Consider the following 12,730-nt stretch of genomic DNA (forward strand, 5'->3'; position numbering starts at 1 on the left):
AGATTCGCGCAATGTTCAACTTAGCCCGTGTACTCACGCTTTATGCCGTAACTACGCAAAGTGGTATAAATATGCTTTAGTGTTGAATACATATTAATCATATGTATAATTAAGCTTATTCCTGCGGCGGGCTTAATTTCCTGGTGCTGTACCTAGACCGCTAATAATAAAACATACGTACGGACCCTGGAGTCGCCATGAAACTGCCACACCCGAAGCTATTGTGTCTCACCATTGCTATATCTATTCCTTTCATTGCACAAGTGGATCATGCTTATGCCGCAGGCTTCGCGCTCGAAGAGGTCGTGGTTACCGCTCGTAAAAAGGAAGAAACGCTGCAGGATGTGCCGGTAGCGGTTACTAGCATGTCGGCGGATGATTTGGTCGCACTTAACCTGAGTCAGACCAGCGAGCTGGGCAGTTTTACCCCTGGCTTGTATATTGAACAAGCGCCAGCACAGGGGGGAAGTACCTCAAAAGTGACCCTGCGGGGTCAGGTGCAAACCGACAGCTTGATTACCCTTGACCCCTCGGTGGGTTGGTATATTGACGATATCTACCTCGCTCGCGCCTATGGCACCACCAATAGTATGTTTGACCTTACTCAGGTCGAGGTACTGAAGGGGCCACAAGGCACGCTCTATGGTCGCAATACCACCGGCGGCACGATCAAATTAAATACCGCTAAGGCTGATCCTTTTGGTGAAGTCGATGGCTTTCTGTCCGCTACCTATGGCAATTACGATACTCGGCGCTACGGTGGGGCGATAAACCTGCCAATAATTCAAGATAAATTAGCGATACGCCTCGCAGGTTTAGTCGATCAAAAAAATGACGGCCATGGCATCGCGGTAGTTAAAAAGCGCGATGACAGTTTTCCGCTGCCACAGCCGCTAAATATACTGGCTGATTACGATCAGAGTGTATCCTCGGTGGAAGAGGTTGGTACGCGCGACAACGATCTATGGCGCTTAGGCGTTACGTTTGAACCGAGCGATGCACTGCGATTTCTATTTAGCTACGAGACTAATAGCTCGGTGATGGTAGCTGCGTCGCGCAACGTATCTGAGGAGGCGCCATGGGCTGGCGACGTGTCTACTACGCCAGCTTTTCTGCCACTTGGACGCCGTGACGATCAGGGCTATTACGACGCAGAGCTTAACACTATCAATATTTCATTTTCAGATACCACTACCTCGGCGTTCACCATTGAGTATGACCTAACAGACACTATTCAGACTAAGCTGGTTTACGGCTACCGTGAAACAGATACCGCATTTGACAGCGATGTCGACGGTACCAGTATCCCTCTGGTTTCATTCGAAGATTTATTTATTCAGTATGCTGAACAGCAATCCTTAGAATTGCAGGTCGGTGGCTTATCCTTCGATGGGGCGCTGGACTGGATCGCTGGCCTGTATTTCTTTGATGAAGAAGGTTTCGATGAAAGCAAGGCGGGCGGAATTTTAAGTAACGCGGGTGGTAATCTCTATAATCTCAATCATGGTGATGCAGTAAACACCAGTAAGTCGGCTTTTGTGTCTGGCACCTTGATGTTAACGGATTCCTTGAGCACCACTTTGGGTGTGCGCGCCACCGAAGATGAAAAAAGCTTATTGGCCACCAACTATTATGCTCGCTTGGCTACCGGCGATGTTGGCCCAGATCATCTCGGCCCGAATGGTCGCAGTAATAACTGCGGAATGGATAGCTTAAGTCCACCACCCAACGCCGACTTTGAAGATTGCACCTGGTATGCCAGCGACACCTATAAATTTATTTCTTGGACGGCATCCGTCGATTGGCGTCTCAATGATGACGCAATGGTTTACCTTAAAAACGCTAGCTCTAGTCGCTCAGGCGGACAGAACGCCCGTGGGGGTGGCGGTGAATCGGCTAAACCATTTGATCCCGAAACCGCGACTGATATTGAGCTAGGGCTAAAATCTACTTGGTTTGATAATAGTGTTCGGCTCAACGCCGCCTACTACCACACATTTTATTCCGACATTCAGCAGAGCCTGCTCGTTGTGGTGGCGTCGGGCCAAGACATTCGCTTGGCAACCCAAGTCTACAACGCGGCAAAGGCTGATATAGACGGTTTTGAAGTAGACGCAGAGTGGGTTATTAGCTCGAATTTAAAGTTTGCGGTAACCGGCGCTTATCTTACTTGGGAATTTGAGGAGGGGAAATTTATTCTTCCCTCCGCGCCAGAGTTAGAAGGCTCTGCCCGGCTTAATTATTTGGTGCCAATGGACGCAGGCGACTTGATGTTTGATCTCAACGTAAGTTCGCGCTCTAAGTCCTTTGCCAATGCGGTTAATGGTCAGGATGATGTTGATAACTTTAATGCAGCAACCGCACAAAGCGTGACCTTACTGGGCGCGCGGATCTCCTTTGATATGCCAGATAGCGGCATCAACGTGGCATTGTGGGGGCGCAATCTCGAAGACAAAGAGTATGCTACAACTCCGCAACTGGTTGTTGTAGACGCAGGTACAACGGCTGGTCTCGGGGTGAGCACCGGCAATAATGTCGCCATTGCCAACGCGCCCCTCGGTGAGCCGCGTACTTATGGTATTGATATTCGCTACGATTTCTAGCGCCATAATTTAACGATTACCGATTATCGGGCGCTAGCTTAAATCAGTGGAGTTGGCTTATGACCATAATAATAAAATACCTGTGTTTGATATTTATTAGCGTTAGCCTTAATGCGTGTGGTGGTGGTTCGAGTAAGTCTGCTGCTGCGCCGAGCGCTAATACACCCGCAGCAGAAATCGTCGATTGGTCGCCAGGCGAGGCGCTCTACGCAGTAGCAAGCGAACAAAACGTCGAGGTTATAACCGACGACGGTATTGTGCTGCGGGTAGACGTGTACTACCCAATTGATCTCGAATCTGGCGAGCCGGCTATAGGCTCGTTTCCCTCACTATTAACCCAAACTCCGTATGGCAAAAGCACGCCTGGCCTGAGTACAGGCGATGACATTAATTATCTCGTAGAGCGTGGCTATATCGCCGTGGTTGCAGACGTACGGGGGCGCGGTGCGTCGCAGGGAAGTTTTGGCCTGTGGGATGAGCGCGAAGCGCGTGATGGGGTGTTACTGGCAGACTGGGCCTCCAAACTGCCCAATAGCAATGGCAAGGTGGGTTTGTTTGGCGCTTCTTATCTGGGTATTACCCAGATTATGACGGCGGCAGCGGCGGGTCCTAACTCACCGATTAAAGCGATAGCACCGCAGGTGGCTATTAGCGATGTTGCCCGTGACGGTCTTTACGGTGGGCTACCTAATGGCGGATTTGGTTTACTCTATGCCGTGCTATTTCCCGGAACCGGTCTTGCAGGTTTGCCAGGGTATATGGGGCTAGAAGAGCCGCTCGACCTATCTGTTAGGACGCTGAGCACCATAGAAACCTCAAGCATGTTTTCAAATCGCTTGGTTCAAGACATGGTGCTGGATGGGCCTAGTACCTATGTGGGGGATTTTTGGGATCCGCGCAGTCCGTTTTATCGCTTAGAGGGGCTGGCGGCAAACCGTATACCGACGATGTTGATCGGCGGCTTTTACGACATTATGGGTTTTGGCCCTTATCGCAATTACGTGGCCCTGCAAAATATTGTCACTGGTCGCTCAGCGCGGGACGGTATGGTAGAGGGGCAGCGCGTAGACCCGTTGTTCCAGCTCGTAATGGGGCCATGGACCCACGCCGGTACACTAACCCCGATGACTCAACAGATGCGCTTGCAATGGTTTGACCGCTGGTTGAAAGACGTCCGCAGCGGCATAGAACTCACCGACTCGCCGATTAAGTTTAATATTATGAATACCGATCGCTGGGTCGAAACCGATATATGGCCACCGAAAGAAGCAACGGTAAAAACATTCTATTTAGGCGAAGCGAGTGACAGCGGCGCGCCATCGCTTAATGACGGCAGCTTATCCCTGAACCCGCCAGCTACCGCAACTGGATTCGATCAAGTGCCTTGGAGTGGCGTGTCTAGCCCTTGTAGTGTTCGTTTGCGGATTCAATCCGCAGGCTTGGCGGAAATGACAGGCCTGCCTGCAGATGATGTTTGTGGGAGTGGTTCCGAAGCGACAACGCAGATTGTGGCGCTTACTTACACTACCGAGCCTTTTACAGAAGACACCATCATTGCAGGGAATATGGCAATGACCCTGTATGCGGCGTCGACCACGAAAAACGCAGAATTTATTGTTGGCCTATCTCGCGTGTTGGAAGACGGCACGCCGGTCTCCATAACGAGCGGGGCGATGATTGCCTCAAAGCGCGCACTTATCGACGAGTTCGCGTGGTATAAAGACGAAAAATTAATAATGCCAGTGCAGGTGCTCACGCCTGCCGCGAATCAAGATCTAGTGCCAAATGAAGTGACACAATTTGATATTGCCATTTGGCCAACGGTTTATCAGATTAACGCCGGTGAGCGTTTGCGTGTGACTATATCAACATCGGATATTCCCTTTGCACTGCCCTCACTGCCAATGATCGAACAGTTAGTGGGGGGTGTATATGATATTCAGCGTAATGCCTTGTACCCGTCGCATATTAATATCCCTATTGCATCTCCAGCCGATTTCAAAATTCACTGTAATGTTTGCGATATGATTGAATAAAGCGTCGTGATTACGTTGCGCCATCTCTGTAGTAAACTGCAATTATTGCTGCTTAGGGAAAAATGGGGATGCACGTTAAGCATACAAAAGCAGAATTACAACAAGCCAATTACACATTAGTTTTGGGTGGCGGCGGGGTAACCGGCATTGCTTGGATGACGGGTGTACTTAGAGGTTTAGAAGAGAAGGGCCTAAATCTTGAGCAATTTGATAAATTAATAGGTACATCTGCAGGCGCTACTTTAGCTGCGCAAATTACCAGTGGCGTTAAGGTTGAAGATTTCTAGCAGCGGCAAATCGACGTAAAAAAGCAAGTTAATGAAATTGCACCGTCTATAAATATATTCAAAATTATCCTCAAATTAATACCTGCGCTATTAGTAAAAAATAATCCTGTCAGGTTTCGGCAGCGCATTGGTGCTATGGCCTTAAAGGCCAAGACCGTCGACGCGGAGATACGCCGGCAAGTTATTCAAGAGCGAATGCCAAGTCATGAGTGGCCTAGTGTTGATTTGCATATTATGGCGGTACACGCTATCTCGGGTGAGCTTATTAATTTCACCAAAAATTCCAATGTTAATTTTGTCGATGCGGTAGCGGCGAGCTGCGCAGTACCTGGGATTTGGCCTAGCGTGAAAATAAGCGGAGAGTATTATTACGATGGCGGCATTCGTTCTGGCGAAAACGCTGACTTTGCCTTGGGCGCAAAAAAAGTATTGATTATTTCACCTGTTGGCCTAGGTTGTATGTCTATGCTGGGTAGTAGTTTAAAGGCGGAAATTGACTTGTTACAAAAACATGGAAGTGACGTTCTTGTAGTTTCTCCGGATTCCCATTCAAAGAAAGAAATGGGTAAAAACCCATTAGATCCATCTAAAAGAGAAGCTTGTGCGAAAGCTGGGTATTTACAGGGGGTGGCATATACCAATTTGTAAACCAAAATTGAAATGTGATCTTTCAAGGCTTCAAGTCGAGATTAATAAAATATACGTAATTAGGGGCGGGAGCCGAGGACGCGCTAAGGCCGCCCTCGGCTGGTATTACAGGGAAAAGAAACGGTAGGTCAGGTCAATACCATACATACGTGGTGAGCCGGTGGTGCCAACACCGCCAACCAGTGGGTCGGTAAACACAAATGACGGTATTACGTTGCCAAAGGTTTCTTCGTCGGTAAGGTTGTTACCAAATATACCAAGCCGCAGGCCAGTAGACTCAAAGTTAATATAGGCCGTAAAACTTAATAGCCCATAAGCTTCCTGTGATACATCTGGGTTGTTCTCATAGGCGTTAGCATCATTGTCTAGCGGCACTTTGTCGCTATAAGCGTAAGACAGGTTGCTGCCAAACTCACCCCAGCGCAATGGCTGCTTATAGTTAATCGCAATAGAGGCTTTCTTATGCGGCGCAAAAGGGCCTTGCAGGGTTTCGTCATCGTATTCAAAGTTAATCAAGGTGCCTGTTGCAATCACGGTCAGAGTATCGCTGGCTGCAACAGTTAATTCTGCTTCAGTACCCTGGATTTGCGCATCACCCAAGTTCTGAATAAAGGTTGAGATGCCTACGATGTCCGAGAACTGAATGTCTTTATAGTCGGTGTGGTAACCCGCTAAGTTAAGGCGCACACGGCTATCAAAAAACTCGCCTTTAAAGCCGATCTCGGTGTCGGTGACAAATTCAGGGTTAAAGGGCACCAGGGTTTCTGCAGTACGGCCGCGGAAGTTTTGGCCACCAGAGCGCACGCCCCGTGATTTCTTCGCGTAGAGCATCATGTCGTCGGTGACGTTCCAGCTACCGGAGAATGTCCAGGTGTTGTACTTGTAGTCGGTGTCTTGGCGAAAGTAGCAGCTAGACGCGTCGGTGCCGTTTGATTGACCGTTGGCTGGATCATCAGCATATACGCAGTTGTTTGTTGGGTTGGGGCCAAGGGCAAGATTGGCTAAGCCCGAGTCAAACTGAGTAATATCCAATGCCTTGTTTTCGTTAATCGCGCGGCCGCCGACAGTAAATGACACATTATCGAGGGCATCCCAGGTTATTTGCGCAAAGGCAGAGTCACTGGTGTTTAAGATACTGGCGTCGCCGGTGGCATTTAGCAGGGGTGCTGTACCGGTTGCTGGAAAGAGAATAACGGTTGGTAAGCCGGTAACGGCGGCACCGGCTACCACGTCAGATGCGAAGGTATAGGTCTGATCACGGCCGTCTTCTTCAAAATCAAAATAGCCAATAATCCATTGAATACGATCATCCCACACGGCGCCACTGAGCTGAAGTTCGAAAGACGTTTGTTTTACATTCTGCTGGGTGTCGGTGTATACACCGCGCGCGCTGGTGCCGTCGGGGTCAATCGTAAATGCGTAATCAAGATCGCGCTGGGCAACGACGGCTTTTAACTCCGCCCACGAGAAATTGTAGCTACCCTTTAAGTAAACACCTTCGGTGAGGGCATTTGCTTTGGTTTCTACATCGGTGAAATAGCTGTAGTGATCGTCGGATGAACGCTCGTAGCTGGTAATGACAGCGGCAGTGGTTCGCGCTCGGTCGCCAGCGCGATCATAGCTTGGCGCGCCGTTAGTTTCGGTGTCGCTGGAGTCATAACCAAATTCCAGAACGGCGCTGTCGGTGACATCCCACATAAGATTTAGGCGCAGGGTGTCGGTTGCTTTAGCACCGGGATCAAATTCGCCAATAATCGCTTCAGGGTTATTTGCGGAAACCACAGTTGCCTTGCCATAACCGTCCATCTCACGCTGAGATAAGGCGATGCGACCTGCGAAGGTGTCAGTAATAGGTATGTTCGTTGCGCCTTCTATATGCTGTTGGCCGTAGTTTCCGGTCATGACCCTTACAAAGCCATCCCAGCCGCCACCGGGCTGGGCTTTATTGGGAATAACTTTAAGGGCACCACCGGTGGTGTTCCTGCCGTATAGCGTGCCTTGAGGGCCTTTTAATACTTCGACTCGGGCGATGTCGAACATATCGAGCAGAGAACCCGGCGAGCGACCGAGAAAAACGTCATCCAGATAAACGCCAACCGCTGGATCTACTGTTAATACCGTGGCGTCGTTTTGCACTTGGCCGCGAATGGCAACTTGAGGGTTAACGCCAACGCCTGGGCTGGGGGCAAATACCAAGCTCGGTGTAATGTTGGCTATACCGCTAAGATCGCTAATGCCGCTGTCTTGCAGGGCTTCGCCGCCAAAGTTGGTGACTGCGGCGGGTACATCCTGCAGACTTTCTGCCGTTCTGCGGGCAGTTACCACAACTTCTTCTAGCGCTGCTGCATACAAATGACCAGAGGGAATTATTCCGCTTAATGCAATTGCCAGAATGGTATGATGCATCCGCAGGGGCGCTGGCTTAGAGCTGGGATGGATAAGAGGTGATGTCATTTTTTTATTCACTCGCTAGCAATACTGTAACGACTAGGTCGTCGGTTTATTGTCTAAAAATAGGGCGGCCGCCAAGGTGCTACCGCGTGATTGGGTCTACCAAGTCAGTTGTAAATTGCGCATACCCATTACTGGGCCAGCGGCTAATACCGGTGGTACGGTGGGGTCTTCACTAAATTCTGGTATGCGCTTGCACCACTCTTGGTAGGTTAGCGCGAGTTCAATTCTTGCCAAGTGCGCGCCTAGGCAGTTGTGCGGCCCGGTGTTGAAGGCAACGTGGCGATTTGGCCCTTTGCGATTGAGCTGAAATTCTAGGGCGTTTTCAAAGGCCTGTTCGTCGAGATTAGCGGGAATCTGAGGAACCAAAATCATCTCGTCGGCTTTTAACAACTGGCCATTAAGTTCATGATCTTTGCTCACAATGCGGCCAATATTCACAAAGGAATAACGGCGTAGTGATTCTTCAACAAAGGCAGGTGCAATCTCTGGATTTTCGCGCATTTGCTGTTGCAGGGTTTTGTCTTTAGCGAGGTGACGAATACCAAACGAGGTGGCATTAACAACAGTGTCTAGGCCGGCGAGGAACAGCAGCAAGCAATAGGCTTGGGCTTCTTCCATGGTGATCGGCCGCCCATCGATTTCAGCGTGGATAATGTCACTGAGTAAGTCATCTTGACGCTCGGTGTTGCGCGCTTGGAGTGACTCCGTCATAAAGCCGATAATGTTCATCATCACCGGCATCCGCGTTTTAGGATCGGTTTCGGTTAATGCCACCATTGCCCAGCCGCGGAACTCTTCAAGCCTGTCTAGCGGTAGGCCCATCATTCTCATAAATACAGTGACGGGAAGCTGCTCGGCGAATTCGTCAACAAAGTTACACGCGCGTTTGTCAACGATATTGTCGATCAGCTGATTTGCTAACACGCGAATATCGTCTTCCATTTTGCGCATGCGCGGCGGGCTAAACTGTTTGGCTAATACCTGGCGGTATTTGGCATGATCTGGTGGGTCGATATTGACGGGAATTAATCGGTACATACCGCCAGTACTGGGAATAGTGACTTCACGGCTGGAATACAAATCCGGACTATTGGCCACAGTTGCGTAATTTTCGTAATTGGTCATTACCCAAAAGCCACCCAAGCATGGGCTATAGAATAGCCCGCCAGGGAATTTATCTGATAATTCCTTGAAGCGTTGCTGGGGATCGCTCAACAGTCCTTCGTCCGTATTATGATTAAACTCATAAACGAGGTGCGCGGGCACATGCGCTGGAATGTTCATGATATTACTCTCCGGTTGCCAATGTATGTGGTCATAAAGATCGGGCTATGAGTACTTTCATAATTTCGCTGGTGCCGCCCCACAGGCGCTGGCCCCGAGCATCGCGATACAGCCGCGCAATGGGGTATTCGTTGATATAGCCGTAACCACCAAATAACTGCAGGCACTCGTCAATAATTTTGCCTTGGGTTTCAGAGGCGTAGAGTTTGGCCATGGCCGACATATTATTGTCGAGCTTGCCCTGCAGAAGCAGGTCTAGGCAGTGGTATACGAACACGGCGGTAACCGTGCCCAAGGTTTTACATTCGGCTAATTTGAACTGGGTGTTTTGAAAATCCATCACGCTTTGGCCAAATACTTTGCGGTCTTTGGTGTATTCGATGGTGGTCGCCAAGGCTTCATCAATCGCAAAAATACTCTGCAGGGCAATAATGAGTCGTTCCTTGGGAAGCTCTGCCATTAATTGGCCAAAGCCCTTGCCTTCGACGCCGCCAAGAATATTGTCTACAGGTACGCGAACATCCTGAAAAGATAACTCCGAGGTGTCGGCGGCTTCACACCCCACTTTGTCGAGAATCCGGCCGCGACTGAAGCCTTCAACTTTGTCAGTTTCAACCATCACCAAACTCACGCCTTTATTGCCGGCGCTAATGTCTGTTTTAGTTACTACGCAAATCAGGTTGGCTTGCGAGCCGTTAGAGATAAAGGTTTTTTGGCCGTTAACAATGTAGCTGTCGCCGTCTTTTTTGGCGGTGGTGCGCACCGCAGCGAGATCTGATCCAGTGCCGGGTTCGGTCATGGCGATAGCGCCGACGAGTTCGCCGCTTGCTAAACCTGGCAGCCAGCGCCGCTTCTGTTCTTCGGTGCCGTGCAGCAGAATATAGGGCGCTAAAATTGCGTTTTGCAGAGTAATGCCCATGCCGTTGGCGTCGTGACGGAATAGCTGCTCAATAATCACTACTTCATGACGGAAGTCGCCGCCACTGCCGCCGTATTCTTCTGGCATCATGGTACACAGCAGTCCGGCTTCGCCGGCCTTATTCCAAATATCGCGATCGCAGTGGTGTTGCTTACGCCATTGTTCAGATACTTCTGGGGTCACGTGTCGTTCAAAAAAGCGGCTGGCGGCGTCAGAAAACATAGTGATCTCTTCGTCTTGCATCGCTGCGGGCGGCTGTACGTCCAAAGCTTTCATTATCATCTCCTGTCGGTGCGCGGTGCGATGCCGCGACAATTAATTATTTAGGTTAATTCGGTTCAGTTTTTATTAAGCATAAAATTGGATGCCGACTTCTGCGCGGCTTCTCAGCCAGTCGCTAGCGCGGAATCGCTCGCCAACCGTTTCGGTAAGCGCGTCGAGGGCCGCGACAAATTCACCACAGTTAAGTGTGTCGATCAGCGAGAAGACCCCACCGGTATAGCTCGGAAACCCTATGCCCAAAATAACCCCAACATCGGCTTCGGCGGCGTCGGTAATGACGCCTTCTTCATAGCAGCGCGCGGCTTCTAATGCTTGCACGTAGAGTAGGCGCTGTTTAATTTGCTCGGCATCAACCGCGCTTGCTGAGGCGGGGTAAAGCTTGGCCACCGCCGCTGATGGGGCGCGCACACCTTCACTATAGTCGTAAAAGCCCATGCCGCCGCGGCGGCCAATACGGCCGAGTTCGTTAAATTGCTTTTGTACTTTAAAACCGGCGGGTTCTACCCAGCGTTCCCCTAAGGCTTGTTTTTCAGCCAGCGAGGCTTTGTAGCCATTTTCTAAGCCGATATCGTCAATGAGTGCCAGTGGCCCAATGGCGAAACCGGCCTGTTTGGCAATATTGTCGATGAGCGTTGGCGAAATACCTTCGGCCACCATGGCAAAAGCTTCTTGCAAATAGGCAGAGATGACCCGCGAGGTGAAAAAGCCCCGAGAGTCATTAACAATAATCGGCGTTTTGCGCAGCAAGGCAACAAAGTCCAAGGCCTCGGCGAGGGTTTTGTCGCTGGTGAATTTACCCCGAATAACTTCGATCAGCGGCATACGCTCTACCGGCGAGAAAAAGTGCAGACCCAAGAAACGGTCAGGGGAGGGCAGGCCTTCGCCTATTTGGCTAATCGGCAAGCTCGAGGTATTGGATGCCAGTATGGCGTCGGCAGGCATATGCTCCCGCGCCATTTTGAAAACCATCTGCTTTAGGGCGACGTCTTCAAACACCGCCTCTACAACCAACTGGCAACTCGCGAGCTTGGAGTAATCCGCAGAAGGCGTAATTTTTGCCAACAGTGCATCGGCTTTTTCCTGCTGCATGCGGCCCTTGGCAATAAGCTTGCCGAAGGATTTGGCAATTGCGTCCTTACCTTTACTGGCTTGTTCGTCGCTGATGTCGAGCAAAACAACGTCGATGCCAGCCTTGGCGGCGCTTTGGGCAATACCGCCGCCCATTAGGCCGCTACCGATCACGCCAATGGTTTGGAAACTGGCTTTGTCTATGCCTTTAGGGCGACGGCTAAGCTTGTCTAGCTCACCTTTGCTAACAAATAAGGTGCGCACCATATTGCGGGCGGTAGGGTCGAGAATGAGCTTGGCAAAATAGCAGGATTCGATATGTAACCCCGCATCAAAGGGAACTGCCGTGCCGCGTGCGACCGCCGTGAGTAGCGCGAGTGGCGCAGGGGTGTTGCGCTGGGTGTCGCGGCAAATTGTGCTTGTTAGGTAGTTGTAGAGATTGCCGAGATCGGCATCAAAAAAGCCACTTCCGCCTGGAATGGTATAGCCTTTTTTATCCCACGGCTTGATGGGGTCGAGGCCATCGGTAATTTGTTGGCAAGCGGCTTCTATCAGTTTTTCAGGGGCGACAATGGCGTCGACAATACCCAGTTCCAGTGCTTTGGCGGCGTTAAAGGGCCGGCCTTGCAGCATGATTTCTAGGGCTTTTTGAATGCCGATCATGCGCGGTAAACGCTGGCTGCCACCGGCGCCGGGCATCAAGCCCAAGGTAACTTCGGGCAGGCCCATAATAACTTTGGCTGAGTCGCTCACAACTCGGCCATGACAGGCCAGTGCCAGCTCTAAACCACCGCCCATGGCGGGGCCATTGATGGCCGCCACAATTGGCTTGCTGCAGCATTCTAATTTGCGCAGAGTGGGTTTGATGCTGTTGGCAATGTCGAGGGCAGCTTGTGGATCAGTGACATTGGCGAACATTTCAACCATGGCATTGAGGTCGCCACCGGCCATAAAATCGTTTTTCACCGAGCCGATTACCGCGCCTTTAATATTGTCATCGCTGGCGATGAGGTTAACGGCAAGATCTAGCTCGTCTCGGAAAGCGTCGCCCATGACATTGGCGTTGCTGCCGGGAATATCCATCAGAAGGATGGCGATACCCTGCTCGTTTAGCTGATATTGAATAGTCTTGAATTGGCTGCTCATCGT

Annotated in this window: 8 protein-coding genes; 4 read left to right on the forward strand and 4 right to left on the reverse strand. The window is 50.5% G+C overall.

Features of this window, described 5'->3' with window-relative positions; all coding sequences use genetic code 11:
* Positions 1-197 precede the first annotated feature (197 nt).
* The 4 genes from P1U47_RS03400 to P1U47_RS03415 all read left to right on the forward strand — a co-directional run bounded on the left by P1U47_RS03400 (position 198) and on the right by P1U47_RS03415 (position 5,574).
* On the forward strand, positions 198-2,603 hold the full coding sequence (locus P1U47_RS03400) for a TonB-dependent receptor (RefSeq protein WP_301027158.1): 2,406 nt from the start codon (positions 198-200) through the stop codon (positions 2,601-2,603).
* A gap of 59 nt (positions 2,604-2,662) precedes the next feature.
* Positions 2,663-4,639: a CocE/NonD family hydrolase gene (locus P1U47_RS03405; protein ID WP_301027159.1), complete on the forward strand. Its 1,977-nt coding sequence runs from the start codon at positions 2,663-2,665 to the stop codon at positions 4,637-4,639.
* A gap of 68 nt (positions 4,640-4,707) precedes the next feature.
* Positions 4,708-4,926, forward strand: coding sequence for a patatin-like phospholipase family protein (locus P1U47_RS03410; protein WP_301027160.1), 219 nt, complete (start codon positions 4,708-4,710; stop codon positions 4,924-4,926).
* Between the two features lie 195 nt (positions 4,927-5,121).
* Positions 5,122-5,574, forward strand: coding sequence for a patatin-like phospholipase family protein (locus P1U47_RS03415; protein WP_301027161.1), 453 nt, complete (start codon positions 5,122-5,124; stop codon positions 5,572-5,574).
* A 105-nt stretch (positions 5,575-5,679) separates the two neighbouring features.
* Here P1U47_RS03415 and P1U47_RS03420 read toward each other — a convergent pair whose 3' ends face one another.
* The 4 genes from P1U47_RS03420 to P1U47_RS03435 all read right to left on the reverse strand — a co-directional run bounded on the left by P1U47_RS03420 (position 5,680) and on the right by P1U47_RS03435 (position 12,727).
* Complete coding sequence (locus tag P1U47_RS03420) at positions 5,680-8,028, reverse strand: TonB-dependent receptor (protein ID WP_301027162.1); 2,349 nt, start codon at positions 8,026-8,028, stop codon at positions 5,680-5,682.
* 96 nt (positions 8,029-8,124) lie between these two features.
* Positions 8,125-9,312, reverse strand: a complete 1,188-nt coding sequence (locus P1U47_RS03425) for a cytochrome P450 (RefSeq protein ID WP_301027164.1) — start codon at positions 9,310-9,312, stop codon at positions 8,125-8,127.
* Between the two features lie 31 nt (positions 9,313-9,343).
* A complete protein-coding gene (locus P1U47_RS03430; protein ID WP_301027166.1) occupies positions 9,344-10,507 on the reverse strand; it encodes an acyl-CoA dehydrogenase family protein in 1,164 nt (387 codons plus the stop codon).
* A 72-nt stretch (positions 10,508-10,579) separates the two neighbouring features.
* On the reverse strand, positions 10,580-12,727 hold the full coding sequence (locus tag P1U47_RS03435) for a 3-hydroxyacyl-CoA dehydrogenase NAD-binding domain-containing protein (protein WP_301027167.1): 2,148 nt from the start codon (positions 12,725-12,727) through the stop codon (positions 10,580-10,582).
* Between the last annotated feature and the right edge of the window lie 3 nt (positions 12,728-12,730).

The sequence above is a fragment of the Zhongshania sp. genome, assembly GCF_029212375.1.
Lineage (GTDB): Bacteria > Pseudomonadota > Gammaproteobacteria > Pseudomonadales > Spongiibacteraceae > Spongiibacter.